Raw genomic sequence first — 26841 nt, 5'->3', positions numbered from 1 at the left:
CCCCCTTATTCAGGATTCGACATGCATTACCAAACCGTTTTATTCGACCTCGATGGCACCCTGACCGACCCGCGCGAGGGCATCACCCGTTCGATCCAGTTCGCCCTGGGCAAACTGGGTATCGATGAACCGGACCTGGCCAAGCTCGAACACTTCATCGGTCCTCCGCTGTTGCAGGCGTTCATGCAGTTCTACGACTTCGATGAAGCCAGGGCCTGGGAGGCGGTGAACTTCTACCGCGAGCGCTTCAAGGTCACCGGCCTCTACGAAAACCGCATGTTCGATGGTGTCACGCCGCTGCTGGAAACCCTGAACGGACAAGGGCGGCAGCTGTACATCGCTACCTCGAAACCGTGGGTGTTTGCCCGGGAAATCGCCCGGCATTTCGACTTTGCCAAACACTTCAAGGTGATTTACGGCAGCGAACTGGACGGCACCCGGACCAACAAGGTCGAACTGATTGCCCACCTGATGGCCGAAGAAAACCTGGACCCGGCCAACACCCTGATGATCGGCGACCGCAAGCACGACCTGATCGGCGCGCGCAGCAATGGCATGGACGGGGCGGCGGTGGGTTACGGGTTCGGCAGCCATGAAGAGTTGAGCGCCGAAGCGCCTGCGTATCACTTTGAAACGCTGGCTGAGCTGCATCAGGCGTTTTTGCAGAGCTGATAACGCCGACACAAATCAACTGTGGGAGCGGCGGTGCGGCGATCCGACTTGCTCGCGAAGAGGGAGTGTCAGTCGACATCAATGTTGCCTGATACACCGCTTTCGCGAGCAAGCCCGCTCCCACAGGGGGACTGTGTTCTTCCTCAAGGTCTCGGTGGCGGCGCCAATTTCTGCCCTTGCTCAACCGCCCAATTCACCACCTGCGCGGTCAACTGATCGTTCGCCTGACCGAACCCGACCACCACCGCCGGGACCTGCATATCGCTCAAGGGCTGGCGCACTTCAAAGCGGCGGCTGGCGAGGATGCGCTGGTCGTAACTGCGCACCAGCAATGCATCCAGACGCACGACTGCGCTGGCATTCGTGCCCTGGTATTCCGTCTGGAACGCCTGCAGGCTGCCGCCCAATTCAAGATCGGTCTGGAAAATGCTGTCATCGGTGCTCAACAACAGCACCCGTCCGTCATGCTGGAAACCTTCCAGCAGCCGATTGCGCACCAGTACCGGCGCCGGGTCGCTCCAGCGTGAACCCTTGTAGTGGCTGATCACATCGCCCTGGGGAATCACTGCAATGTTCGGACTGTTCAACGCTTCGCTGGACTGGAATTTGCTCAGGCGCAGCGACCAGCGCTGCGGCGTGCCATGGCTGGCCGATGCGCTCTGGGTCGACGGCAATCGATAGACCTCGAAGGGCTCGGGCTTGGGCAGGATCGAGCACGAACCGATCAGCGTGAAGCCAGCGAGGAGGGCAATCCGAATCAGCTTCATGGCGTGAATTCCTTGGTCTTGTCACTGCCCAGCAGGTAACCGCTAGGGTTGGCCTCCAGGCGTTTGGTAATGGCGCGCAGCGAGGACAGGGTTTCGCGCATCTCGTGCACGGCCGGGCCCAGGCCATTGAGGCCTTGCATGCCGCTGTTGAGCGAATCCTGATTGGCGGTGATCAGTTTGTTGAGGGTGGCGCTGCTCTCCTGCAGCGACTTCATCGCCTGCTCGGCACTGCCCAGCGCTTCCTTGCCATGCTCATTGAGCAGCCCGTTGGCATTGCGCATCAGCGCCGTGGTCTGCTCCAGCATGGTGTTGGCCTGCTTGCCCACCGACGCCAGTTGCTGCATGGCCTGGCGGATATCGCCGCGCTGATCGGCAATGACCCCGGTGGTTTGCTCCAGGTGCTCCAGGGTGTTGCTGATGCGCTCGATGTTTTCCGTGGAGAACATCAGGTTGACGTTATGCATCAGCGTGGTCACCCCGGCCATCAGGTCTTCGCTGTCATTGAGCAGGCGGGCGATGGGTGAGGGCGAGGCGACGATGGTCGGCAGGTTGCCGTCCTTGCCCTTGAGCGTCGGGCTCTGTGGCGTGCCGCCGCTGAGCTGGATGATCGAAGTCCCGGTGACGCCGGTCAGGGCCAGTTTGGCCTGGGTGTCTTCCTTGACCGGGGTATCGCCGGCCAGGCGAATTCGCGCCAGCACCCGGCGCGGGTCTTTCGGGTCCAGGCGCAGCGAGATCACATCGCCGACCTTGATCCCGCTGTACTGCACCGAACTGCCCTTGGACAAACCGCTGACCGCCTCGTTGAACACGACTTCGTAGTCCTTGAACTCGGTGTCGACACTGGACTTGGCCAGCCACAGGCCGAACAGCAGCGCGGCGGTCACCACAATCACGGTGAACAGGCCGATCAATACATGATGGGCTCGGGTTTCCATGTCAGACCTCGTTGAGCTGTTGGGCGGCCGTCAATGCCGCGCGGCCTCGAGGGCCATGGAAGTATTCGTGAATCCACGCATCGTTGGTTTCCGACACCTTGTCGATGGCGTCCGCCACCAGCACTTTTTTCTGCGCCAGCACCGCCACCCGGTCGGTGATGGTGTAGAGCGTGTCGAGGTCGTGGGTCACCAGAAAGACACTCAGGCCCAGGGCGTCGCGCAGGGTCAGGATCAATTGGTCGAACGCGGCGGCGCCGATCGGGTCGAGACCGGCGGTGGGCTCGTCGAGAAACAGGATGTCCGGGTCCAGCGCCAACGCGCGGGCCAGCGCGGCACGCTTGATCATGCCGCCGGACAGCGATGACGGGTATTTCTCCGCCGCCGACAGTGGCAACCCGGCCAGGGCCATTTTCACCGCAGCCAGGTGCTCGGCGTCGTTGCGGCTCAAGCCGGCGTGTTCGATCAGCGGCAGGGCGACGTTCTCGGTCACGGTCAGCGAAGAGAACAGCGCGCCTTTCTGGAACAGCACGCCGAATCGCCGCTCCACCAGCGAGCGCTCGTGTTCGGACAAGCTCGGCAGGTTTTTCCCGAAGACTTTCACCACGCCTTCGCTGGGCTGGCGCAACCCGACAATGCTGCGCAGCAGCACCGATTTGCCGCTGCCAGAGCCGCCGACCACGGCGAGGATCTCGCCCTTGTACAAGTCCAGATCGAGGTTCTCATGCACGCTCTGGCTTCCAAAGCGGTTGCACAACCCACGGACTTCAATCACCGCCTCGGTGGGCGCTCGGGGTACTCGACTCACCAACCCATCTCCATGAAAAACATCGCGGCGATCGCATCCATCACGATCACCACGAAAATCGACTGCACCACACTCGACGTGGTGTGCGCGCCCACAGACTCAGCGCTGCCACTGACCTTGAAACCTTCCAGGCAACCGATGGCGGCGATGAGGAAGGCGAACACCGGTGCTTTGACGATCCCCACCAGAAAGTGCTGAACGCCGATGTCCGTTTGCAGCAGCGAAAGGAACATCGCCGGCGAGATATCCAGCGCCACCGCGCAGACCACGGCACCGCCGATAATCCCCGACAGCATCGCCAGAAAGGTCAGCATGGGTAAGGCGATCAGCAACGCCAGGACCCGCGGCACCACCAGCAACTCCACGGGATCGAGGCCCAGGGTGCGGATGGCGTCGATTTCCTCGTTGGCCTTCATCGAACCGATTTGCGCCGTGAACGCACTGGCGGTGCGCCCGGCCATCAGGATCGCGGTCAGCAACACACCGAATTCGCGCAGGAAGGCAAACCCCACCAGGTCCACGGTGAAGACGGTGGCGCCGAAAGTGGCCAGCACCGTCGACCCGAGGAACGCCACCACGGCGCCCACCAGAAAAGTCAGCAATGCAACGATGGGGGCGGCGTCGAGACCGGTCTGTTCGATGTGGGCGATCATCGGCGTAACGCGCCAGCGCTTGGGACGGAACAGGCCGCGGACGATGGTTTCGATGATCAGGCCGACGAAACCCAGCAGTTGCAGGGTGTCCTGCCAGACGGTGTCCACCGCGCGGCCAATGCGGGTCAGCAACTGAATGGAAACGCTGACTTCCGGTTCCTTGATCGGTACGCAGAAGTCGGTCAACGAGCAGTAGACGGTTTGCAGCAAGGCCCGATCGGCGGCGGAGAGTGTGCAATCAGGATGTTCGGCGGAACGACCGAGGCGCTCGGAGCCGAGCAGTTCGACCAACAGCGAGGCGCCGGCGGTGTCGAGGGTGCCGAGACCATTGAGGTCGATGGGGGTGTTGGCGTCGTACTGGCCGTGGAGTTTTTCGCTCAACAGCTTGAGGTCAGCGTAATGGGCAAGCGTCCAATCGCCCGTCACCCGCAACCGCGCAGGGGTAATCGACGTGTCCAATCGGGCGTTGCCGGCCATCGTGCTGCTGATCATAAGCTCCGTGCTTGTTCAGTGATTACGCAGATTTACGTAATAGCACGAACCGGATTACTTTTCTTTGATCGCTGTGCTGTCCGTGACTTTGAAGCGCAGCACGCCGATGACCTGGCCATCTTCGGTCAGCACCCTAACCTGCCATTTTCCGGCCGGGTTGCCCGGGAAGTTTTGCTTGTGGGTCCAGGCCCGGTAACCTTCCTTGCGCCCGCCACGAATATCCAGGGGGATGCGGTCGACCTCTTTACCGTTGAATTTCCAGACGTGATAAATCCGCTCGTCCAGGCCACGCGGGGCGTTGATCGCGGTGTACGCATAGAGCCCGCCATTGCGAATCTGCTCGGCGCTGACTTCGTCGAGGCTGGCACCAGGCGTGCGGTCCTGCATCTGCGTGCTGATGGCCACGTCGGTCATCCACAGCGTCGCCGGCGGCACCCATGAGCGCAGCGCCCAACCAACGGCGCCGATGCCCAGGGTGATACTCAAGATCGCCAGTGCATTGCGCAGGGTACGAATCGGGAAGATCGACGCCAGGCTCGGGAATGACAGCAGCACCGAGATACCCAGTGCCCATTTGAAACTTTGCGCGGTGGTCAGGTGCATGATCACCGGCAAGGCGGTGAGCAGCGCGGCGAACAGGGTCAGGGTGTGCAGGGCCAGAAACGCCCAGCGCCGTGGAGCCAGCCACTTGTAGTAGAGCGGGTCGATGATCGATATCAGCGCCGCGACGCCCAGCAGCCCGGTGAAAAACAACTGGCCGCTGTTCCACGTCGTGGTGATGAAGAAGAACGGCAGGACAAAGAACAGGCTTTCCTGATGGATCATCTGCGTTGCGTAACGCAGCAACGGTTCCGGGATTTCTCGCTTGAAAATACGCGCGAACAGCTTGGTCAGGCTGTTTTCCAGCATCAGCCAGATCCAGCTGATCAGCATGATGGTGGTGATCCAGCTCGCCAGGCCTTGCTGGCGATCGACCAGAATGAAACTGCCCACCCCGGAGATGAAACCAAAGAGCGCAATGACCCCAGGGTAGCGCTTCATCAATTCGAGGATGCGCTGTACGAAAAGGGTCAGGTTTTGCATTCGGCGGTTTCACAGTCGTCGTAGGAAAAAACCTCGACAGGGTACCGCTGGTGCGGCCCTGTGGCGAGGGTTCACGGTCAGTTACACCTCGCTCCCACAGGGGGATTGTGTTTCCCACAAGGCGTTGGCTTTCCAAACAGAGTGGTTACTTCCTGCGATGCAAACGCCAGCCCACCAGCATCAACACGATCAAGCCCGCCCCACCGACCACCAGCCACATCACTTGGTCATAACTGAACAACGGCTTCTCGATCCGCAAATACCCCGGTTGCAGGAGCAATTCACGCACGGCCTTGTTCGCCTCTTCCAGGGTCACCCCTTGCAGCTCCCGGGCCGGGTTGGCGAAGTGGCCATCTTCGTAGTTGCCGATGGCGCTCCAGTAGTAGTCGGCCAACGCGCTGTTGCCTTGTACGGCCCAGGCCTGGCGGGCGATCGCGGCCTGTTTGAGGCGATTGAAGGTGTCGGCATTGAGGCCGTCCTTGAGCAGTCCGGCCTTCAAGTCATCGAGCACGTGCTCGGCATCGGCCACGTCGTCGCGTTCAAGGTCGGCGTTGAGGCTCATGAAACCTACGCCGCCGAAAACCTCGCGTTCCGCCCACGGGCCGTAGGACAAACCGTGAGCCAGGCGTAACTGGCGATAGAGCGCCCAATCCAGATAGTCCTTGAGCAAATCGAAGGTTTCATCGTGCCCATCCTCCAGTACCGGCTCCGGCACCAGCCAGTGCAACTTGGCGCCGTTGCCGACCAGACCGTGGGGCAAGGTGCGCTCATGGGCTGCGCTGGCCTGGATTTGCGGCAGCGGCGGATGCTCGCCAGGCGTAATCGCTTCCAGCGCGCCATACGCCCGCTCCAGATAGGCCGGCAGCAACTTGTCGAGGTCGCCGACCACGATCAGGGTCATGTTGTTCGGCGCATACCAGTCCTTGCGCACCTGCTCCAGCTGTTCACGGGTCAGGTCATCGACTTGCGCACGCTCCGGGCATTTGAGGCCCAGCTCGACGGCCAGTTGTTTGCTGGCCGTGTGGCCCAGATCCTGACGATCGAGCCAGCGTTGCAGGTGCGAGTAGTGGCCGCCGTCTTCACGCTCGACCACTTGCTTGGCCGCGTTGATGGCGCTGTCGTCGAGGCGGGTCTGGGTCAGCAGCGCCAGCAACAGGTCGAGCACCTTACGCTGGTTTTTCGCTGGGGCTTCGATGACGAACGTTGTATCGGCATTGCTGGTGAACGCGTTCCACTCACCGCCCAGAGCCTGCATGCGTTCTTCCAGGCCACCTTCGCCGCTGGCGTCGATACCGCTGAACAACAGGTGTTCCAGCAGATGCGGCAGCTCCTTTTCTTCGCACTTGAAATCGTCCAGGCCAACGCCGACCACCAGCCGGATCGCCACATGCCCGCGGTCAGTGCCGGGTTTGAGTAGCAACTGCAAACCATTGCGCAGGGTGTAGCCCTCGACCTGGAAGCGATCCAGGGCGAATGACGGGAATGAACCAAGCAACAGGCAGGCGAACAACAGACAACGCATAACGAGCTTCCGTACGGCAAGCGTAAGTTCAACAGACTTCAGGCAACTGTGGACGTTCAGGGTGAATGAGTGATGTCGCTCAAATCGTCGACCACCAGCGCACCGGTGTCCGATGTTTCCAGCACGACGTAGGCACTGCTGCAAAACAGCGAATTCAGACGTTTCATGTCGGCGATCAGCTCCAGGTGCAACGAACTGGTTTCGATACTTTGCACGATTTTAAGTTGCAAGCGGCTGACATGAGCGTGAGCCAGGCGCCGTTCCTGTGCACGGAAACGACGTTTTTCACGCACCAGCTGGCGGGCACTTTCCGGGTCGCCACTGAGAAACACCGACATCCCGAGCCGCAGGTTGGAAATCAACTGAGTTTGCAGCCCGGTCAATTCGTCCAGCCCGACTTCGGAAAACGACCGGCGCTGCGAGGTTTTCTGCTGCTGGACCTTGCGCAGCATGCGTTCGATCAAATCGCTGGCCAGTTTCAGGTTGATCGCCAGTTCGATGATTTCCGCCCAGCGCCGGCTATCCTGATCGCTGAGATCTTCCCGGGGCATTTGCGCCAGATACAACTTGATCGCGCTGTAGAGCGCTTCGACATCATCGGTCAGACGGCGCATTTCCTGGGTGACGGCGGTTTGCTTGCCGTGCAAAACATCGAGCATGGCTTCGAGCATGTTGTCGATCAGGTCGCCCATGCGCAGGGTTTCCCGGGCCGCGTTGGCCAGCGCCAGACCGGGGGTGACCAACGCCGTGGGGTCAAGGTGCCGGGGCTTGGCCGTACCGTTGGCCAGCGGGCGCTCCGGCAGCACCCAGGCACAAAACCTGGCCATCGGCCCGACGCTGGGCAGCAGGATCAGGCAACGTGCGGTGTTGTAGAGCAGGTGAAAGCCAATGACCATTTCCTGAGGGCTGAAATCCAGGCCATCGAGCCAGTGCACCAGCGGATCGAGCACCGGAATGATCAATAAAAGACCAATCAGTTTGTACAGCAGGCTGCCCAGCGCCACTTGGCGCCCGGCGGCGTTCTGCATGCTGGTGCTGAGGAAGGCGAGTATGCCGCTGCCGATATTGGCGCCGATCACCAGCCCGATGGCCACCGGCAGGCTGATCACGTTGGCGCCCGCCAGGGTCGCGGTGAGCAACACTGCGGCCAGGCTGGAATAGGAAAGCATCGCGAACAGCGCGCCGACCAGGGCGTCGAGCAGGATGTCGCCGGTGAGCGAGGCGAAAATCACCTTCACCCCTTTGGCATGGGTAATCGGGTGCGCGGCTTCGACAATCAGTTGCAGCGCCAGAATGATCAACCCCAAGCCAATGGCGACACGGCCCATCTGCCCGAGTCGGGTCTGCTTGCGCGACAGAAAGAAAATCACCCCGGCAAAAATCAGCAGGGGCGACAACCACGACAGATCGAACGTCAGCACCCGCGCCATCAGGGCCGTACCGACATCGGCACCGAGCATGGTGACCAACGCCGGCGTGAGCGCCATCAGGCCCTGGCCGACAAAGGAAGTGACCAGCATGGCGGTGGCGTTGCTGCTCTGGACCATCGCAGTCACGGCGATCCCGGAGAGGAAAGCCAGCCAGCGGTTGGTCATGTTATGGCTGATGACATGGCGCAAGTTGGTGCCGTAGACCCGCAGGATGCCGGTTCGGACGATGTGCGTGCCCCAGATCAGCAGGGCCACGGCAGAAAGTAAATTGAGCAGGGTGAGCATAATGACCCCCTGTGGTGTAGCGCCCCAAAGGAGCAAGTTGACGGTACCGCGCGACGTTCTACGTTCTGTACTTAAGCTGTAGTTGGCTAACGGTCTGCGCGCCAGCATCGCATAGCCAAAGAAGGGATTGAAACAAAACCGTCATGAGAACAGATTCATGTAACCAGCCAAAAACAAAGTGGGAGCGAGCCTGCTCGCGATGAGGCCATCAGATTCAACTTTGATGTTGACTGACAGACCGCCATCGCGAGCAAGCTCGCTCCCACAGGTTTTGCGTATTTACCGCTACCGGGTTACTGGCCCGGAATGTCCTTGCGCAGCTTTACCGGATCCTGCTGTTTCTTCTTTTTCGCGATGGCGGTGCGCATCTTGATGTTGATCGCTTCCACAGCCAGCGAGAACGCCATGGCGAAGTAGACGTAGCCTTTTGGCAGGTGCACGTCCAGGGATTCGGCAATCAGCACGGTACCGACCAACAGCAGGAACGACAACGCCAGCATCTTCAGCGATGGGTGCTTGTCGATGAACTCACTGATGGTGCCCGATGCCCACATCATCACCAGCACGGCCACGATGATTGCCGCGACCATGACCGGTACGTGGGACACCATGCCGACCGCAGTGATTACCGAGTCCAGGGAGAACACGATGTCAATGATCGCGATCTGGATGATGGTGTAGAGGAAGTTGCCGCCCTTGCCCGAAGGCTCGTCGTGGCTTTCGTCTTCACCTTCCAGTGCGTGGTACATCTCTTGCGAGCTTTTCCACAACAGGAACAGACCACCGAAGAACAGGATCAGGTCGCGTCCGGAAATACCCTGGCCGAATACTACGAACAGGTCCGCCGTCAGGCGCATGACCCAGGTGATCGACAGCAGAAGCAGGATTCGCGTGATCATGGCCAGCGCCAGACCGAAAATCCGGGTGCGCGCCTGCATGTGTTTGGGCATGCGGCTGACCAGGATCGAAATCATGATGATGTTATCGATGCCCAGGACGATTTCCAGGGCGGTCAGGGTGAAGAAAGCAACCCAGATTTCAGGGTTGGTCAGCCATTCCATGTGTATTCCTTTGAGCGATTGTTAAACCACAACGGGCCCGGGCTTCAAACAGCGAAGCCTGGACCCGAAGTGGTGAGTCTTGGGCTTATAGAGTGCTGAACACCGGGAAAGTCCCCAACAGCAGTGCAGCAATCAGTATGCAGATACAAACCAGCACTGCCCACTTGAGAGTGAAGCGCTGGTGGTCACCGAAATCGATACCGGCCAGGGCCACCAACAGGTAGGTCGATGGAACCAGCGGGCTCAACAGGTGGACGGGCTGACCGACGATCGAGGCACGTGCCATTTCCACCGCGGTTATACCGTAATGGCTGGCAGCCTCGGCAAGTACCGGTAACACGCCGTAATAAAATGCATCGTTCGACATGAAGAAGGTGAACGGCATGCTTACCAACGCCGTGATCACCGCCAGGTACGGGCCGAGGAAGTCCGGAATCACCGCCAACAGGCTTTTCGACATGGCATCGACCATCCCGGTGCCGGTCAGGATACCGGTGAAGATACCGGCCGCAAAGATCAACCCGACCACCGCCAGCACGCTACCGGCGTGAGCCGCGACGCGATCCTTCTGCTGTTGCAGGCAAGGATAGTTGACGATCATGGCGATACTGAATGCCACCATGAACAGCACCGGCAACGGCAGCAGGCCGGCGATCAGGGTGCACATCAGGGCCAGGGTCAGGGCGCCGTTGAACCAGATCAGCTTCGGACGACGGGCGTCCGGGAACTGCGAAACGCTGATTTCGCTGTGGTCGATTTCATCGCCCACCAGGTGCAGCTCACCCAGGCGTGCACGTTCACGCTTGCCGTAGAAGTAGGCAATGACCAGGATCGCCACCACACCGGCCAGCATCGCAGGAATCATCGGTACGAAGATGTCGGACGGGTCCACATGCAGCGCACTGGCCGCACGAGCGGTCGGGCCGCCCCATGGGGTCATGTTCATCACGCCACCGGCGAGGATGATCAGGCCGGCCATGATCCGCGGGCTCATGCCGATACGGCTGTAGAGCGGCAGCATGGCGGCCACGCAGATCATGTAAGTGGTCGCGCCGTCACCATCGAGGGAAACAACGAGCGCCAGAACGGCGGTGCCGACCGAAACTTTCAGCGGGTCGCCCTTGACCAGTTTGAGGATCTTGCGCACGGCCGGGTCGAACAGGCCGGAGTCGATCATCAGGGCGAAGTACAGGATAGCGAACATCAGCATCACGCCGGTCGGCGCAAGCTTGGTGATGCCTTCGAGCATCATCGGGCCTATCTTCGGCGAAAAACCGCCGAACAGGGCAAAAATTATCGGGATGATGATCAGGGCGATCAGCGCGGACAGGCGCTTGGTCATGATCAGGAACATGAACGTGATGACCATGGCGAAGCCAAGGAAAGTCAGCATGGGAATACTCCAGGCGTAGCGCGGCTAGGGAATGGGCGGATCGGGCGGGATCAGCGCAGAACGGGAAGCACGAGACGTACGGGCGGAGTTACAGCGAAGCGGCGGATGGAAGAGGACATCAGAATCACCATTGTTGTTGTTAAATGGGCTGTGCGAGCGATAAAACGCTGGCATTGGCCAACCGGTCTGTTGCCGGTAGTGGGGCGATCCTAATCGGGGAAGCTTTCAGCCAGCTTTCGGCGATGAAAGCAAGGACCGGATGTGCAACCGATCGTCGGATTGGGTTTCAAGTCCCTGAACACAGGGCGGGAGGTTGAACATGGGCGAACTTCACACCGGCGGCTGCCATTGCGGGCAACTGCGCTATCAATTCAACGGGCCGCTGCACGATATCGCCCACTGCCACTGTTCGATTTGCCGACGAGTCAGCGGCGGCATCGTGACCACCTGGATCACCGTGCCGGCATCAGCCTTTCAATGGCTGACCGGGACGCCGTCGCGGTACGAATCTTCATCCACCTGCGCGCGATATTTCTGCGGCCACTGTGGGGCGCAACTGGCGCTGGTGACGCACCTGAGCCCGGAAAGCATCGACCTGACCATCGCCACCCTCGACCATCCCGAGCAAGCACCGGCCGAGCGGCACATCTGGACCGATAGCCGATTGCCGTGGCTGCATCTGGACGAACATTTGCCCGGCGAGGCCGAAGAAACTATCTGATCAAAAAACAGTCAGGTTCAGCGGCCGAATAGCGCCCATCCAGATGGCGTGCTCGGTGTGGTCAAGCAAATCGTCGCCGGTGTCCGGGTGCAGAAACACCACCAGACCCTTGCGGTTCAGCGCCAGCCACGGCAGCACGTCGCCCAGCACCTGCGGCTCGAACGCCAACTGGCAACTCCAGTCCGGGTGCGGACCGACCGGGCGCTCGTGCACGCGGCCCATTTTCAGTGGAAACAATTGCGCTGCCTGTTCACACAAGGCCCGCGCCTGCCCGATCGTGCTGGCATCGAAATAAACGTGGGCGTGGTAACCCGTGATCTGCTGCATCTGAACCCCTCTGAAAACTGTTCGAACCCTCGCTGGTTCCTGCGGGTCAAACATCATATAGGCGCTGGAAAACAGGAAGCCCAGCCATGAAAAATGCCGAAACCCCCGTCGTGAAAGTGGTGCTTTATGGTGCCATGAGTAGCCTGGGCAGTGCGCTGATGGCTGAAATGCTGCGGCGCCAGCATGAAGTGATCGCGATTCTCGATGACCTCAATGCGCTGGCACCCCGTCCGGGGCTGCGCACCAAGACTGGCGACCTGTTCGACGCGCAACGGGTCAAGCAAAGTGTGGCCGGCAGCTCCGTGGTCATCTGCGTACTGGACGCTCCAGGCTTACCGTTCAACAGCGAACACGTGGAAAAAAACATCGTACCGGGTCCGGTCGAGCAGGTACTGGCAGTGGATGCGCTAATCGATGGCATGCAGGCAGCAAACATCGCCCGATTGTTTCTGGTGGGTGATTTCGACGTGCTGGACGATCCGGAAACCGAGGACAGCTTGCAACGTCACGCCGCCGAGGAAATCCGCGAGGCACTGCAAAGCAGTCCTTTGAAGTGGACGCTGGTTAATGAACCGCGCGGGGTACCGGGGCTGACCATCGAACATTTTGCCCAGATCGGTGGCAATCTCGAGCCGGGGTTGGCCGAGCCGCTCGGACGGCTGGCCCGCACCGCCGTGGGCATTGCCGATGAATTGCACTTGAACCTGCACATCCGAGAGCACGTCAACTTCATCGCAACCGACAGCTAAACCGCAATGGACGGCAGCGTCAGGCCATTGAGCGATTGCGCACTGCTGGCCTGTTCGGCCATCAACCAATCCACAAACTGCTGGATCAATGCTCCGCGTCGTTTGCGCTGGGGCAGAACCACGTAGTAACCCAGCCTCGACATCACCGTTTCGCCGATCGGTCGACACAACAACCCTTGCGCCAGCAAGTTATCCACAAGGTGCCGCCAGCCAATGGCCACGCCCTGACCGCCAATCGCGGCCTGAATCAGCAGGGTGTAGTTGTCGAAACGCAACTGCCCGGGCGCCGGGGGCGAAGTGATGCCCAGCTCGCGGAACACACCACTCCAGTCGAACCAGTTACTGCTGTGTTCCCCACGCAGGTGCAGCAACGGAAACTCCAGCAAAGCCTGGGCCGGCAACGGCAGGGGACGTTCGCTCAACAACTGCGGGCTGCACACCGGAAACACTTCCTCGCTGAACAACCAATGGCTTTCACCCTGCTTGAAGCGGCCATCGCCGAAAAGTACCGCCACATCGATATCGGTACGTAGCATGTTATGGCTGCGTTCACTGGTGACCAGGCTGACATCCACTTGCGGATTGGCCGCGTGAAAGCGGTGCAGACGCGGCATCAACCAATAGGCGGCGAAAGCAAAATCCGTGGCCACCTGCAACACTTCATGCTGTTGCTGTGCGCTGATCGCGCTCAATCCTGCGTCGATGTTCTGCAAACCGAGCTGAACCTGCTCGAAAAGTATCTGCCCAGCCTCAGTCAGTTCGATTCCACGATAAATGCGGTCGAACAGGCGTGTCGCCAGTTGTTCTTCCAGGCGCTTGATCTGCTGGCTGATGGCCGGTTGCGTGGTGCCCAACTCAACCGCCGCCGCGGTAAAACTGCGCTGACGGGCCGCCGCTTCGAAGGCGCGAAGCAGATCCAGTGACAGGTCACCAAGGGCGTCATACATAAGCTGTGCTTATCCTAGTCATTGCCGTGCGTGGGCTTTACCGCAAGGTGCGAGGGTTTCATTCTCGAAGCCAGCACTCTCGCATAAACATCCACTATGGAATGCCGCGATCACATGAAGCGCAAGAACATTCTTTTCATCATGGCCGATCAAATGGCCGCGCCAATGTTGCCGTTCTACGGCCCATCGCCCATCAAACTGCCTTATCTCAGCCGCCTCGCCGCACAAGGCGTGGTGTTCGACTCGGCTTATTGCAACAGCCCCCTGTGCGCGCCGTCGCGTTTCACCCTGGTCAGCGGCCAGTTGCCGAGCAAGATCGGCGCCTACGACAACGCCGCCGATTTCCCCGCCGACGTACCGACCTACGCCCACTACCTGCGCCGCCTCGGCTACCGCACCGCCCTGTCGGGCAAGATGCATTTCTGCGGCCCGGACCAGTTGCATGGCTACGAAGAACGCCTGACCAGTGACATTTACCCGGCCGACTACGGCTGGGCGGTGAACTGGGATGAACCGTACGTGCGGCCGACCTGGTATCACAACATGTCGTCGGTGCTGCAAGCCGGGCCGTGCGTGCGCACCAACCAGCTGGATTTCGATGAAGAGGTGGTGTTCAAGGCTCAGCAATACCTGTTCGACCATATCCGCGAGGATGGCGATCAGCCGTTCTGCCTGACCGTTTCGATGACTCACCCACACGATCCGTACACCATTCCCAAGGCTTTCTGGGATTTGTACGACGACGCCAACATTCCATTGCCCACAACCCCGGATCCGCATTCACTCGATCCACACTCCCAGCGTTTGCTCAAGGTTTACGACCTGTGGGACAAGCCGCTGCCTGTGGATAAGATCCGCGATGCCCGCCGTGCCTATTTCGGCGCGTGCAGCTATATCGACGGCAACGTCGGCAAACTCCTGCAAACCCTCGAGGATACCGGGCTGATCGATGACACCATCATCGTGTTTTCCGGTGACCACGGCGACATGCTCGGCGAGCGCGGCCTCTGGTACAAAATGCACTGGTATGAAATGGCCGCACGGGTGCCGCTGCTGATCAGCGCACCGGGGCAGTTCGGCGCCGGCCGGGTCAGCGCCAGTGTCTCCACGGCGGACCTGTTGCCAACGTTTGTTGAATTGGCCGGCGGCTCGCTGGAACCGGGCTTGCCGCTGGACGGCCGCTCGCTGGTCCCGCACCTGCAAGGGCAGGGCGGTCACGACGAGGTGTTCGGTGAATACATGGCCGAAGGCACCATCAGTCCGTTGATGATGATCCGCCGCGGTGCCTACAAATTCATCTACAGCGAAGATGACCCTTGCCTTCTCTTCGATGTACAGAATGACCCTCGCGAACTGGAAGAACTCAGCCATTCGCCGCAACATCGCCAGCTTTTCGACGATTTTCTCGCCGAAGCGCGGACCAAATGGAACATCCCGGCGATTCACCAGCAGGTGCTCGCCAGCCAGCGGCGCCGACGTTTCGTGGCCGAGGCGCTGACCCTCGGCAAGCTGAAGAGCTGGGATCACCAGCCGCTGGTGGACGCCAGTCAGCAGTACATGCGCAACCACATCGACCTCGACGATCTGGAGCGTAAAGCGCGTTATCCACAACCCTGCCAAAACCAATAATGTTAAGGGGAAGTCCATGCAAAGGTTATCCACAGTACTGACGGTCGGGCTCCTGGCTCTGGGCAGTGCATCGGCGTTTGCCGATCAGAGTTGCGAGACGGTGAAGATGGCCGACCCGGGCTGGAGCGACATCGCCGCGACCAATGCCATCACCGGGTTTCTGCTGGACGGCATGGGCTACAAGGCCAAGGTCGACACCCTCGCAGTGCCGATCACCTTTGGCGGGCTCAAGGATGGCCAGGTCGATGTGTTCCTGGGTAACTGGATGCCGGCGCAGCAGGGCTTCTATGACAAGTTCGTCGCCAACGGCGATGTCACCCAATTGGCGAAGAACCTCGACGGCACCGAATTCACCCTCGCCGTTCCGGACTATGTGTGGAACGCGGGTGTGCATGACTTTGCTGACCTGAACAAATACGCCGACAAGTTCGACCGCAAGATCTACGGCATCGGTTCCGGCGCGCCGGCGAACATCTCGCTGCAAGAGATCATCAAGAAAAACGATTTCGACATGGGCCAGTGGAAACTGGTCGAATCCAGCGAGCAGGCAATGCTGGCAGAAGTGTCCCGCGCGGTGAAAAAACAGAAATTCGTGACCTTCCTCGGCTGGACCCCGCACCCGATGAACGTGCAGCTGAAAATGCACTATCTGAAGGGTGGCGAGAAATACTTCGGCGACACCGGCAGCGTGCATACCCTGACCCGCAAAGGTTATGCACAGGCCTGCCCGAACGTCGGCAAACTGCTGACCAACCTGAATTTCACTCAGGAGATGGAAAACAGCATCATGGCCGAGGTGGTGAACAAGAAAGTCAGCAATGCCGACGCGGCCAAGGCGTGGATCAAGGCCAACCCGGCAGTGCTGGACAAGTGGCTCGATGGGGTGAAGACCGTGGATGGCAAGGATGCTTTGTCGGCGGTCAAAGCCAAGCTTTAAGGTTCAAGAACGCCTTCGCGAGCAGGCTCGCTCCCACAGGTCCGCGCAGTCCCTGTGGGAGCGAGCCTGCTCGCGAATCGATTTATGCCCTTGCGCCATTACCTCTGACACACCACCCTGACGCATTTACAGTCATTCACCGAGAGGCCCCATGGCCCTGCCAAGCCGCCATTCACTCTTCCCCTTCCTCACCTGGCTACCCCGGCAAACCCGCGCCAGTGTCGGTCGTGACCTGATTGTCGGCCTCAGTGGCGCGATTCTCGCGTTGCCGCAATCCATTGCCTACGCACTGATTGCCGGCCTGCCGCCGGAATACGGCCTTTACGCGGCAATCATCCCGGTATTGATCGCTTGTCTCTGGGGCTCGTCGTGGCATTTGATCTGCGGTCCTACGGCGGCCATCTCCATTGTCTTGTACGCCAGCGTCAGTCCTCTGGCTGTTCCAGCGTCGCAGGACTACGTCATGTTGATCCTGTTGCTGACGTTTCTTGCCGGCCTCTTTCAGTGGCTGCTGGGATTGCTGCGGTTTGGCGCCCTGGTGAATTTCGTCTCGCACTCGGTGGTACTCGGCTTCACCCTGGGTGCCGCCGTGGTGATTGCCATCGGTCAATTACCTAACCTGCTGGGGCTGGACTTACCTAGCCAGGCCACCGCGCTGGATAGTTTCATCACCTTGTTGCGCCATCTCGGCGAAATCGATAAACCTTCGCTGGCGCTGGGGCTGGCGACGGTGGTGGTTGGCGTGATCCTCAAGCTGCTGCTGCCACGCTGGCCGACACTGTTGATCACCCTGGTTCTCGGCGGCTTGCTGGTCTGGCTCTGGCCATCAATGTTCAGCCATGTGCAACTGGTCAGCGCCTTCACCGGCAAGCTGCCGCCTTTCAGTCCGTTGCCGCTGGATCTTGATTTGATCCTGCGCCTGCTGCCCAGCGCGGTGGCGGTCGGTATGCTCGGACTGGTCACCAGCCTGTCGATTGCCCGCTCGATCTCCGCACGTTCGCAGCAATTACTCGACGCGAATCAGGAAGTTCGTGCCCAAGGTCTGTCGAATATCGTCGGTGCGTTTTTTTCTGGATCGCTGTCAGCCGGCTCTTTCACTCGCTCAGGCCTGAGTTACGAAGCAGGGGCCTGTTCGCCGCTGGCCGGGATTTTTTCGGCATTGTGGGTGGCGCTGTTTGCGATCTTCGGCGCGAGCCTGATCGCGCACATCCCGATTCCGGCCATGGCCGGCAGCATTCTGTTGATCGCCTGGGGACTGGTGGACCATCGCGGCATTCGCGCGTTGTTGCGGGTCAGCCGCGCTGAGTTCGTGGTCATGGCGCTGACCTGCGTCGCCACGCTGCTGCTGGAATTGCAAACGGCGATCTACGCTGGCGTGTTGGCCTCGCTTTTTTTCTACCTCAAGCGCACATCGCAACCACGGGTGCAGCATGTGCGAGATGGCGAGGAAGACATTCTGCGGGTAGGGGGCTCGATCTTTTTCGGCGCCAGCCATTACCTGCAAGTGCGCCTGCAACGCATGCACGGCGCGCGCGTGGTGATCGAGGCGCAGCAGATCAACTTCATCGACTATTCAGGGGTGGAAATGCTGCACCAGGAAGCGCGGCGCCTGCTTCGCCAGGACCGCAGCCTGACCTTGCGCCGGGCCCGACCGCAGGTGGTGGAAGAACTGAGGAAGCTGGAAGGGGCGGAAAAATGCCCGATCCGGTTTGAAGATTAAAGAGATCGCAGCCTTCGGCAGCTCCTACGGGTTGTGTGATCGCCAGTAGGAGCTGCCGAAGGCTGCGATCTTTTGACTTTAAAGGGCCAACTGCCGGCGAAGTTCAGCCAACACCGGCACCGTATCCGGCCGCACTCCGCGCCACAGGAAAAACGCTTCCGCCGCTTGCTCGGCCAGCATCCCCAAGCCATCCATCGCCACGGCAGCCCCGTGTTCGCTGGCCCAGCGGCAGAACGAGGTCGGCTCCTTGCCGTACATCATGTCGTAGCACACCGTTTTGCCCGGTTCGATCAGGCTGGCAGCAATCGGCGGTACATCACCTGTCAGGCTCGCGGAGGTCGCGTTGATGATCAGGTCCACCGACTCCCGCAACCAGTCATAACCGCTGGCCGAGACCGGCCCAAGATCGCAGAACAGTTCCGCCAGCAACTCGGCCTTTTCCACCGTGCGGTTGGCGATGATCACCGATGCCGGTTGCTCGGCCAGCAAGGGCTCCAAAGCACCGCGCACCGCGCCGCCGGCACCGAGCAGCAGGATGCGTTTGCCCTTGAGGCTGAATCCGGCGTTGACCGTCAGGTCGCGCACCAGCCCGGCACCGTCGGTGTTGTCGCCCAGCAGACTGCCATCGGCCAGTTTGCTCAGGGTGTTCACCGCTCCGGCCCGTTGCGCCCGCGCCGTCAGGCTGTTCGCCAGCCGATAGGCCTCTTCCTTGAACGGCACCGTCACATTGGCGCCGCGTCCCTCGAGGAAAAACGTCCGGGCACAGGTGGAAAAGTCGTCGAGTGGCGCCAGCAGCGTGTTGTAGTCCAGCTTTTGCGCGGTCTGCTCGGCGAACAGGCGATGGATCAACGGCGACTTGCTGTGGCCAATCGGGTTACCGAATACGACATAACGGTCCATCAGTATTCCTCGTTCAGGCTTCGGCCAACCAATCGCGGTCTTGCAGGAAGTACTCGGTCAGGCGCGCTTCTTCGCTGCCAGGCTCGGCCTTCCAGTCGTAACCCCAGCGCACTTGCGGCGGCAGCGACATCAAGATCGACTCGGTACGCCCACCCGATTGCAGGCCGAACAGCGTGCCGCGGTCGTAGACCAGGTTGAATTCAACGTAGCGGCCTCGGCGGTACTCCTGGAACTCACGCTGCCGGGCGGTGAACGCATCGTTCTTGCGGCGCTGCACGATCGGCAGGTAAGCGTCGATGTACGCGTCGCCTATGGCCCGCATGAAGGCGAAGCTGGTGTCGAAATCCCACTCGTTCAGGTCGTCGAAAAACAGGCCACCGATGCCACGTGGCTCGTGACGATGCTTGATGTGGAAGTAGCTGTCGCACCAGGCCTTGTAACGCGGGTAGACGTCCGGGCCGAACGGCGCACAGGCCTGCTCGGCGACGCGGTGCCAGTGGATGCAGTCTTCTTCGTTGCCGTAATACGGGGTCAGGTCGAAGCCGCCGCCAAACCACCAGACCGGTTCTTCACCTTCTTTTTCCGCGATAAAAAAACGCACGTTGGCGTGGGAAGTCGGCACGTGCGGGTTGTGCGGGTGAATCACCAGCGACACGCCGAGGGCTTCGAAGCCACGGCCGGCCAGTTCCGGTCGATGAGCGCTGGCAGACGGTGGAAGACCGCTGCCAAAGACATGGGAAAAGTTGACGCCGCCCTTTTCAATCACCGCGCCGTTTTCTATCACACGGGTGCGACCGCCACCGCCCGCCGGCCTGGTCCAGGCGTCTTCGACGAATTGCGTGCCACCGTCTTCGGCTTCCAGAGCGGCGCAAATACGGTCTTGCAGGTCGAGCAGGTAGGCTTTTACGGCCTCGGTGCGGGTCGTCATGTCATCACCTTGAATCGGGCAAAACAACGCGGCGCTCCATTGGAGCTCAGCCTGCGCAAATGGGCGCGTAGCATACCATCGCAAGTCACCCCGTCGCAGTTGACGAAGATCAAGCTTAGGAGTCCGATAGGGAGCTTGGTAAAACGACCTATGGAGAGTTCTGATGGCAAAGCGTATCCAGTTCCGCGCCCATGGCGGCCCCGAAGTGCTCGAATACGTGGATTATGAACCCGCCGAGCCCGGTCCGAAGGAAGTACGCGTGACCAACAAGGCCATCGGCCTGAACTTCATCGACACCTATTACCGCAGCGGTTTGTATCCACCGCCGTCCCTGCCGTCGGGTGTCGGTTCAGAGGGTGCCGGCGTGGTCGAGGCGGTGGGCAGCGACGTGACTCGCTTCAAGATCGGCGATCGCGTGGCCTATGGCAGCGGCCCTCTGGGCGCCTACAGCGAAGTTCACGTCTTGCCCGAGGCCAATCTGGTGAAACTGCCGGACGCCATCAGCTTCGAACAGGCCGCCGGCGTGATGCTCAAGGGCCTGACCGTGCAGTACCTGCTGCGTCAGACTTATGAACTCAAGGGTGGCGAAACCATCCTGCTCCATGCCGCGGCCGGCGGGGTCGGTTCCCTGGCCTGCCAATGGGCCAGGGCCTTGGGCGTCAAGTTGATCGGCACTGTCAGCTCGGCGGAGAAAGCCGCGCTGGCCAAGGCCAACGGCGCCTGGGCGACCATCGACTACAGCCATGAAAACGTCGCTCAGCGCGTGCTGGAGTTGACCGACGGCAAAAAAGTCCCGGTGGTGTACGACGGCGTTGGCAAGGACACCTGGCTGACCTCACTCGACAGCGTCGCGCCGCGTGGGCTGGTGGTGAGTTTCGGCAATGCGTCCGGCGCGGTCGACGGCGTGAACCTGGGGATCCTGGCGGGGAAAGGCTCGCTGTACGTGACCCGGCCAACCCTGGGCACTTATGCGAACAACGCCGAGAACCTGCAACGCATGGCCGACGAGTTGTTCGAGATGATCATCAGCGGCAAGCTGACCGTGGATATCAGCCAGCGTTATCCACTGGCTGACGCGGCGAAGGCGCAGACCGAGTTGTCGGCTCGGCGTACGACCGGTTCAGTTGTTCTGTTGCCCTGACTGACGCCATCGCGAGCAAGCTCGCTCCCACAGGGGATTTGTGTTCGACACAGACCCAATGTGGGAGCGAGCCTGCTCGCGATGGGCACACCTCGGTATCAGTCCGGGCGCACTACCTTGCCGGTGGCCAGATCACGAATCACGCTCGGGTTCTTGCGCCCGCCCAGATTGCCACCCAGCACCAGATCCACCTGGCCACGGAAATACTGTTCGACGCGAATCCGCGTGCGTGCTGCCGGGCGTCCCTGCGGGTTGGCCGACGTCGACACCAACGGCCCGACCAGCGCGCACAAGTCCCGCACCTGCGGGTGATCGCTGACCCGCAGCGCCACTGTTTCATGCACGCCGGTAATCCACTCCGGCAGCAGGTTCTGGTGCGGCACCAGCCAAGTGTTCGGACCCGGCCAGGTGCTGGCCATGCGGTCCATCCACAACTCGGGGAAGTCTTCGAAGAGGAAATCGAACTGACGGATGTTGTCGGCGACCAGAATCAGCCCCTTGTCCACAGACCGGCCCTTGATCAGCAGCAGACGTTCCACCGCTTCCTCGTCCCAAGGGTCGCAACCCAGGCCCCAGACTGCTTCGGTTGGGTAGGCAATCACCGCCCCGGCGCGAATTGCTTGCGCGGCTTGTTGCACACGCCAACTGTTGACCATGAAAAACACTCCAGAATAAGGCTCTGCGCAGTTTACCGATCTTGTTTATAAAACCTAGCTCACCCGCGCAAACCAGCGCCCGCTTTCGCACACGGCGCGGCCATCCATTTCCAGTTCCGTCAACGCCGCCAGCACTTTCGGCAGGGCCCAGCCGCTTGCCTCGGCCAGCGCTTCACTGGTGTGAGGCGCGGCATGCAGCAGTTTCAGCAGTGGGTGAGTCGTCGTAGGGGTGCAGGTTTCTGTGGATAACGACAGTCGTTGCCAGCCGCGCAAGGCTTCGATGATATGTTCGATGGTTTCCACCAGCACCGCACCGTCCCGGATCAACTGATGACAGCCGCGGGCGCCGGGGTGATGGATCGACCCGGGCATCGCAAACACCTCGCGCCCCTGTTCCGCCGCCAGCCTCGCGGTGATCAGAGAACCGCTGGCGACACTGGCTTCGACCACCAGCACCCCGAGAGACAAACCACTGATGATCCGGTTGCGCCGGGGGAAGTTGCCGGCGCTGGGACCTGCATCCAGCGGAAACTCCGAAAGCACTGCGCTGCCCGACTCGATCATGGCGTCCGCAAGGCGTCTATTTCGCTGTGGATAAAACTTCTCGAGCCCCGTACCGAGCACACCGACCGTTTGCCCGCCGACGTCGAGCGCGGCCTGGTGCGCAGCGGCGTCAATGCCCAGGGCCAGGCCGCTGGTAATGACAAAACCGGCACCGGCCAGACTGCGGGAAAACGCGGCAGCGGTGTCCATTCCTGGCCGGGACGCGCGACGGCTGCCGACCATCGCCAGTTGTGGTTTTTCCAGAATGCCCGGATCGCCCGCGACAAATAACAGCTGCGGTGCATCGCTGATTTGTGCCAGCAGTGCCGGGTAATCCGGTTGGTCCCACATCAGTAAATGCTGGGCCGGATGCTCCAGCCAGGCCAATGCATGACTGGCGCCGTCACGGATCTCAGTGCTACGCCTGGCCTCGGAACAGGCCAGTGGCAAACCCAGCGCGCGCCAGGCACTGGCTGGTGCACTGAGGGCTTTGGATGCCGAGCCGAAGGCTTCGAGCAATTTCTTGAAACGCGCCGGGCCGAGTTCCGGCAAACGGTGCAGACGTAATCGAGCTTCCAGTTCCGCGGGGGAAACCGGTGTAACAGTAGGCAGCGACATGGATCATCCTTGATCGTAATAAGCACCCGTACAAACGGGAATAAGCTGTGGATAACTCTGTTGGTAACTTGTGAAGCACTCTTACGGATTTCGCACCTTGTCCATCACCGACAGCGAGCGCGAAGCGCTGAGCACCAGCCCATAACTGAGCTTGTCGTAGGTACGGAAAACCATCAGCAGACCGGCGCGCTCATCGGGAATTTTCAACGGCTGACCGGTGATCCGGTCCCGCACGGTTTCGCCGGTCTTCATCACCGCCAGCAGATTGCCTTCGGCCAGGCCGTCGCGCTGCCCCTTGTTCAGCGTAACCACGTCCAACTCGCCAATCTGCGTGACCCCACGCGGCACATCGATGATCAAACCGTTGATTTCGTGGCTCGGTGCGCTGGGCGTAAAGGTCGAGTTGATCGCATGCTCTTCAGCGCTGAACAAGCGATCGCCGAGGCGGACTTCCTGGGTCGTGCGCTGCAACTCCAGGGTGGCGACGTCACCTTCGATCGCCACGACATCGCCGCCGCCGATGTCGTCGGCGTTGATCCCCAGGATTTCCTTGCTCTGCGGATCGGTGTAGACCTTGCCTTGGCGGAAGATGCCGTACGCCGGTTGCGCCGGGTCGAAATGGCCGCGGGCAAAGATGCGGTCACCCGCGCCGCTGAGCACGCGTTCGGCATCGCCAGCGACGATGTAAGGCGCCTTGTCGAAATCCTCGGCCTTGTCGACGATGCGGTTGCTTAGCAGAAAGCTGTTGATCGATTTCAGCGCAACGCCGGGGATAGCCTCGGTCACCGGACTGCTGCGCACCTGAGGCGACAGCTTTATGGTGGGAATATCTTCCCGAAGTTGCACTTGCCCGTACGCCAGACCGGCCGAGGCCAGGAGCAGCAGGGCGAGTAGTGATTTCCTCATGCGGTGAATCCCTTTATTATGTACGTTCGCGTGAAACGCCAGAGCCGTCAGAGGCTCGCTCCCTGCTTGCTTATCAAGACTTGCTTGTCAACAAAAGGGAGCTACGTTTTACAACGGTAGCCTGCATCTTCGGACCGCCAGGCCATCGACCCGACCTTACTTCACACGTGCACAAATCAAGCTTATGGCCATTTTAAACATCCTCGAATTCCCTGATCCGCGTCTGCGCACTATCGCCAAACCAGTGGCCGTAGTGGACGACGAAGTGCGTCAGCTGGTCGACGACATGTTTGAAACAATGTATGAAGCGCCTGGCATCGGCCTCGCCGCTACCCAGGTCAACGTGCACAAACGTATCGTCGTGATGGACCTCTCCGAAGACCGCAGCGAACCGCGAGTGTTCATCAACCCCGAGTTCGAACCCCTGACCGACGAGATGGGCCAGTATCAGGAAGGCTGCCTGTCGGTGCCGGGCTTCTATGAAAACGTCGATCGCCCGCAACGGGTCAAGGTCAAGGCACTGGACCGCGACGGCCAGCCTTACGAACTGATCGCCGAAGATTTGCTCGCCGTGTGCATCCAGCACGAATGCGACCACCTCAATGGCAAATTGTTCGTCGATTACCTGTCCACGCTCAAACGCGACCGCATCAAGAAGAAACTGGAAAAGCTTCATCGCCAGAACGCCTGATGCCCATCTTCAAAGGCTTGCTGCGGCAAGCCTTTTTCTTTTCAAGAGACGTCACCCATGACTGAGCCACTGCGCATCGTCTTTGCCGGCACCCCCGAATTCGCCGCCGAACACCTCAAGGCCCTGCTCGACAGCCCTTACGAGATCGTCGCGGTCTACACCCAACCGGATCGTCCGGCCGGTCGCGGGCAAAAACTGATGCCGAGCCCGGTCAAGCAGCTTGCTCTAGAGAACAGTATCCCGGTGCTGCAACCGCCGACCCTGCGCAACGAAGATGCTCAGGCTGAACTGGCTGCACTGAAGCCGGACTTGATGGTGGTGGTCGCCTACGGCCTGATCCTGCCGCAAGTGGTGCTGGATATTCCGCGCCTGGGTTGCATCAACAGCCACGCCTCGCTGCTGCCACGCTGGCGTGGTGCGGCGCCGATCCAGCGCGCCGTGGAAGCGGGGGACGCTGAAAGCGGCGTGACCGTGATGCGCATGGAAGCCGGTCTCGATACCGGGCCGATGCTGCTCAAGGTCGCCACCCCGATCAGCGCCGAAGACACCGGCGGCAGCCTGCACGATCGCCTGGCCGAAATGGGCCCGCCGGCCGTGATCCAGGCGATTGCCGGCCTCGCCGCCGGAACCCTGGAGGGCGAAGTGCAGGACGACAGCCTGGCCACCTATGCGCACAAATTGAACAAGGACGAAGCACGCATCGACTGGAGTCGCCCGGCGGTTGAGCTGGAGCGTCTGGTCCGTGCCTTCAACCCGTGGCCGATCACCCACAGCACCTTGAACGGCGAAGCCCTGAAAGTGCTGGCCGCAAACCTCGCTGAAGGCAAAGGCACCCCGGGTGAAATCCTTAGCGCCAGCAAGGACGGTCTGATCGTCGCCTGCGGCGAGCAGGCCTTGTGCCTGACCCGTCTGCAATTGCCCGGCGGCAAGGCGCTGAACTTCAGCGACCTGTTCAACAGCCGCCGTGAGAAATTCGCCACCGGCACTGTCCTCGGTCAAGTGGCGGACGCTCAATGAATCCGCGTCTGGCCGCCGCCAAAGCACTCGCCGCTGTCCTGAGCGGAAAAGCGTCCCTCAACAGTTCGCTGCCCACCCAACTGGACAAGGTCGAGGGCCGTGATCGCGGTTTCACTCAGGACCTGGCATTCGGCACCGCGCGCTGGCAGCCACGTTTGTCGGCGCTGGCGGACAAGCTGCTGCAGAAACCGTTCAAGGCCGCCGACGCCGATGTCGAGGCGCTGTTGCTGGTCGGTCTCTATCAACTGCTCTACACCCGCGTCCCGGCCCATGCAGCCATTGGTGAAACCGTCGGTTGCGCCGACAAGCTGAAAAAGCCCTGGGCGAAGGCCTTGCTCAACGCTGTGCTGCGTAATGCTCAACGCGAAAGCGAAACGATTTTCGCCGAGTTGGAGCGCGATCCGGTGGTGCGCACCGCTCACCCGCGCTGGCTGCAGAAATCCCTGAAAGCGTTCTGGCCGGAGCAATGGGAAGCCATTTGCGCCGCCAACAACGCGCATCCGCCGATGATCCTGCGGGTTAACCGTCGCCATCACAGCCGTGATACCTACCTCGGTTTGCTGACTGACGCGGGAATCGCCGCCACAGCATGTGTGTACAGCCGCGACGGTATCGTGCTCGACGCCGCCGCCGATGTGCGCAGCCTGCCAGGTTTCGCCGAGGGCTGGATCAGCGTGCAGGACGAAGCCGCGCAACTGGCTGCCGATCTGCTCGACCTGGCCCCCGGTCAACGAGTGCTCGACGCTTGCTGTGCGCCAGGTGGCAAGACCTGCCACATTCTCGAGGCCGAGCCAAAACTGGCCGGCGTCGTGGCGGTAGACCTGGAAGCCAAGCGGCTGGTACGGGTGCGGGAAAACCTCGAACGCCTGAAGCTCAGCGCCGAACTGATTGCCGCCGACGGCCGCGACACTCAGGCGTGGTGGGACGGCAAGCCGTTCCAGCGCATCCTGCTGGACGCGCCATGCTCGGCTACCGGTGTGATTCGTCGTCACCCGGATATCAAGTTGACCCGCCAACTCGACGACATCGCCGCGCTGGCGCTGCTGCAGGGCGAGTTGCTCGATGCCATGTGGAAAACCCTGGAGGTCGGGGGCATCCTGCTGTACGCCACCTGTTCCACGCTGCCGACCGAAAACACCGAAGTCATCGAAGCCTTCCTCGCCCGCACGCCGGGTGCCCGGGAACTGGACCTCGCCACGGCGGCCGGCATCAAGCAGCCCCATGGTCGCCAGTTACTGGCCCAGGAAGGTGGCCACGATGGTTTCTATTACGCCAAGCTGATCAAGATCGCCGCCGCTCGCGGTTAAATGGAT

26 protein-coding genes are annotated in these 26841 nt (G+C 60.9%); 10 read left to right on the top strand and 16 right to left on the bottom strand.

The genetic code is table 11. The features are described from left to right. Positions 1-21: 21 nt before the first annotated feature. On the top strand, positions 22-672 hold the full coding sequence (locus AC3IP0_RS00205) for an HAD family hydrolase (RefSeq protein ID WP_489326403.1): 651 nt from the start codon (positions 22-24) through the stop codon (positions 670-672). A gap of 143 nt (positions 673-815) precedes the next feature. Here AC3IP0_RS00205 and AC3IP0_RS00200 read toward each other — a convergent pair whose 3' ends face one another. The 9 genes from AC3IP0_RS00200 to AC3IP0_RS00160 all read right to left on the bottom strand — a co-directional run bounded on the left by AC3IP0_RS00200 (position 816) and on the right by AC3IP0_RS00160 (position 11098). Continuing rightward, a complete protein-coding gene (locus AC3IP0_RS00200) occupies positions 816-1439 on the bottom strand; it encodes an ABC-type transport auxiliary lipoprotein family protein (protein WP_489326401.1) in 624 nt (207 codons plus the stop codon). Beyond that, the gene (locus tag AC3IP0_RS00195) at positions 1436-2374 is read right to left on the bottom strand and encodes an MlaD family protein (protein WP_489317793.1); all 939 of its coding nucleotides are present in this window, start codon (positions 2372-2374) and stop codon (positions 1436-1438) included. Before AC3IP0_RS00195 ends, AC3IP0_RS00200 begins: the two co-directional genes overlap by 4 nt. Before the next feature lies 1 nt (position 2375). Further along, on the bottom strand, positions 2376-3179 hold the full coding sequence (locus AC3IP0_RS00190; protein ID WP_489326400.1) for an ABC transporter ATP-binding protein: 804 nt from the start codon (positions 3177-3179) through the stop codon (positions 2376-2378). Continuing rightward, a complete protein-coding gene (locus AC3IP0_RS00185) occupies positions 3176-4324 on the bottom strand; it encodes an ABC transporter permease (RefSeq protein WP_489317791.1) in 1149 nt (382 codons plus the stop codon). Before AC3IP0_RS00185 ends, AC3IP0_RS00190 begins: the two co-directional genes overlap by 4 nt. Before the next feature lie 54 nt (positions 4325-4378). Next, on the bottom strand, positions 4379-5407 hold the full coding sequence (locus AC3IP0_RS00180; RefSeq protein WP_489317790.1) for a DUF5924 family protein: 1029 nt from the start codon (positions 5405-5407) through the stop codon (positions 4379-4381). 145 nt (positions 5408-5552) lie between these two features. Further along, positions 5553-6929, bottom strand: a complete 1377-nt coding sequence (locus AC3IP0_RS00175) for a M16 family metallopeptidase (protein ID WP_489326399.1) — start codon at positions 6927-6929, stop codon at positions 5553-5555. Between the two features lie 56 nt (positions 6930-6985). Beyond that, positions 6986-8644: a Na/Pi cotransporter family protein gene (locus tag AC3IP0_RS00170; RefSeq protein ID WP_489317788.1), complete on the bottom strand. Its 1659-nt coding sequence runs from the start codon at positions 8642-8644 to the stop codon at positions 6986-6988. A gap of 293 nt (positions 8645-8937) precedes the next feature. Continuing rightward, positions 8938-9705 (bottom strand): TerC family protein, encoded by a 768-nt coding sequence (locus AC3IP0_RS00165; RefSeq protein ID WP_489317787.1) that lies wholly within the window; start codon positions 9703-9705, stop codon positions 8938-8940. Positions 9706-9790: 85 nt separating this feature from the next. Then, positions 9791-11098 carry a CitMHS family transporter gene (locus tag AC3IP0_RS00160; RefSeq protein WP_008045759.1) on the bottom strand — a complete coding sequence of 436 codons (1308 nt, stop codon included), beginning with the start codon at positions 11096-11098 and terminating at the stop codon, positions 9791-9793. A gap of 319 nt (positions 11099-11417) precedes the next feature. Between AC3IP0_RS00160 and AC3IP0_RS00155 the strand changes: the two genes are divergently transcribed. Continuing rightward, positions 11418-11819: a GFA family protein gene (locus tag AC3IP0_RS00155; RefSeq protein WP_489317786.1), complete on the top strand. Its 402-nt coding sequence runs from the start codon at positions 11418-11420 to the stop codon at positions 11817-11819. On the opposite strand, the gene AC3IP0_RS00150 is transcribed toward AC3IP0_RS00155, so the two are convergent. Then, positions 11820-12146, bottom strand: a complete 327-nt coding sequence (locus AC3IP0_RS00150; RefSeq protein ID WP_489317785.1) for a DOPA 4,5-dioxygenase family protein — start codon at positions 12144-12146, stop codon at positions 11820-11822. Positions 12147-12232: 86 nt separating this feature from the next. On the opposite strand from AC3IP0_RS00150, the gene AC3IP0_RS00145 reads away from it, so the two are divergent. Next, positions 12233-12895: an NAD(P)-dependent oxidoreductase gene (locus tag AC3IP0_RS00145; protein WP_489317784.1), complete on the top strand. Its 663-nt coding sequence runs from the start codon at positions 12233-12235 to the stop codon at positions 12893-12895. Here the strand turns inward: AC3IP0_RS00145 and AC3IP0_RS00140 are convergent. Beyond that, a complete protein-coding gene (locus tag AC3IP0_RS00140; protein WP_150728139.1) occupies positions 12892-13842 on the bottom strand; it encodes a choline sulfate utilization transcriptional regulator in 951 nt (316 codons plus the stop codon). The two genes, AC3IP0_RS00145 and AC3IP0_RS00140, sit on opposite strands and share 4 nt — an antisense overlap. 114 nt (positions 13843-13956) lie before the next feature. On the opposite strand from AC3IP0_RS00140, the gene betC reads away from it, so the two are divergent. The 3 genes from betC to AC3IP0_RS00125 all read left to right on the top strand — a co-directional run bounded on the left by betC (position 13957) and on the right by AC3IP0_RS00125 (position 18128). Beyond that, positions 13957-15471: a choline-sulfatase gene (betC, locus tag AC3IP0_RS00135; RefSeq protein ID WP_489326397.1), complete on the top strand. Its 1515-nt coding sequence runs from the start codon at positions 13957-13959 to the stop codon at positions 15469-15471. A gap of 16 nt (positions 15472-15487) precedes the next feature. Beyond that, positions 15488-16408, top strand: a complete 921-nt coding sequence (gene choX / locus AC3IP0_RS00130; RefSeq protein WP_489317781.1) for a choline ABC transporter substrate-binding protein — start codon at positions 15488-15490, stop codon at positions 16406-16408. Between the two features lie 151 nt (positions 16409-16559). After that, positions 16560-18128, top strand: coding sequence for a SulP family inorganic anion transporter (locus AC3IP0_RS00125; protein WP_489317780.1), 1569 nt, complete (start codon positions 16560-16562; stop codon positions 18126-18128). A 78-nt stretch (positions 18129-18206) separates the two neighbouring features. Here AC3IP0_RS00125 and aroE read toward each other — a convergent pair whose 3' ends face one another. Both aroE and hemF read right to left on the bottom strand, forming a co-directional pair. Then, positions 18207-19028 carry a shikimate dehydrogenase gene (gene aroE, locus AC3IP0_RS00120; protein ID WP_489326395.1) on the bottom strand — a complete coding sequence of 274 codons (822 nt, stop codon included), beginning with the start codon at positions 19026-19028 and terminating at the stop codon, positions 18207-18209. A 13-nt stretch (positions 19029-19041) separates the two neighbouring features. Beyond that, complete coding sequence (gene hemF, locus AC3IP0_RS00115) at positions 19042-19956, bottom strand: oxygen-dependent coproporphyrinogen oxidase (RefSeq protein ID WP_489326394.1); 915 nt, start codon at positions 19954-19956, stop codon at positions 19042-19044. A 163-nt stretch (positions 19957-20119) separates the two neighbouring features. Here hemF and AC3IP0_RS00110 point away from each other — a divergent pair, with 163 nt between their 5' ends. Continuing rightward, positions 20120-21097, top strand: a complete 978-nt coding sequence (locus tag AC3IP0_RS00110; protein WP_489326392.1) for an NADPH:quinone reductase — start codon at positions 20120-20122, stop codon at positions 21095-21097. 98 nt (positions 21098-21195) lie between these two features. On the opposite strand, the gene tsaC is transcribed toward AC3IP0_RS00110, so the two are convergent. The 3 genes from tsaC to AC3IP0_RS00095 form a co-directional block, all read right to left on the bottom strand. After that, positions 21196-21753 carry an L-threonylcarbamoyladenylate synthase type 1 TsaC gene (tsaC, locus tag AC3IP0_RS00105; RefSeq protein WP_489317776.1) on the bottom strand — a complete coding sequence of 186 codons (558 nt, stop codon included), beginning with the start codon at positions 21751-21753 and terminating at the stop codon, positions 21196-21198. A gap of 54 nt (positions 21754-21807) precedes the next feature. After that, positions 21808-22914, bottom strand: coding sequence for a DNA-processing protein DprA (gene dprA, locus AC3IP0_RS00100; protein ID WP_489326390.1), 1107 nt, complete (start codon positions 22912-22914; stop codon positions 21808-21810). Between the two features lie 81 nt (positions 22915-22995). Then, positions 22996-23820, bottom strand: a complete 825-nt coding sequence (locus AC3IP0_RS00095; RefSeq protein WP_489317774.1) for a peptidoglycan-binding protein — start codon at positions 23818-23820, stop codon at positions 22996-22998. A gap of 184 nt (positions 23821-24004) precedes the next feature. Between AC3IP0_RS00095 and def the strand changes: the two genes are divergently transcribed. The 3 genes from def to rsmB are packed head-to-tail and all read left to right on the top strand — an operon-like array spanning position 24005 to position 26835. Beyond that, positions 24005-24511, top strand: a complete 507-nt coding sequence (gene def / locus AC3IP0_RS00090) for a peptide deformylase (RefSeq protein ID WP_008045730.1) — start codon at positions 24005-24007, stop codon at positions 24509-24511. Between the two features lie 57 nt (positions 24512-24568). Continuing rightward, positions 24569-25528, top strand: a complete 960-nt coding sequence (fmt, locus tag AC3IP0_RS00085) for a methionyl-tRNA formyltransferase (RefSeq protein WP_489326388.1) — start codon at positions 24569-24571, stop codon at positions 25526-25528. After that, positions 25525-26835: a 16S rRNA (cytosine(967)-C(5))-methyltransferase RsmB gene (gene rsmB, locus AC3IP0_RS00080; protein WP_489326387.1), complete on the top strand. Its 1311-nt coding sequence runs from the start codon at positions 25525-25527 to the stop codon at positions 26833-26835. The genes fmt and rsmB overlap by 4 nt, the downstream gene beginning before the upstream one ends. Positions 26836-26841: the final 6 nt, after the last annotated feature.

This window comes from Pseudomonas sp. GL_103, from assembly GCF_057835175.1.
Note: the sequence above shows the minus strand (reverse complement) of the source record. Positions and strands in the feature narration are given on the sequence as shown.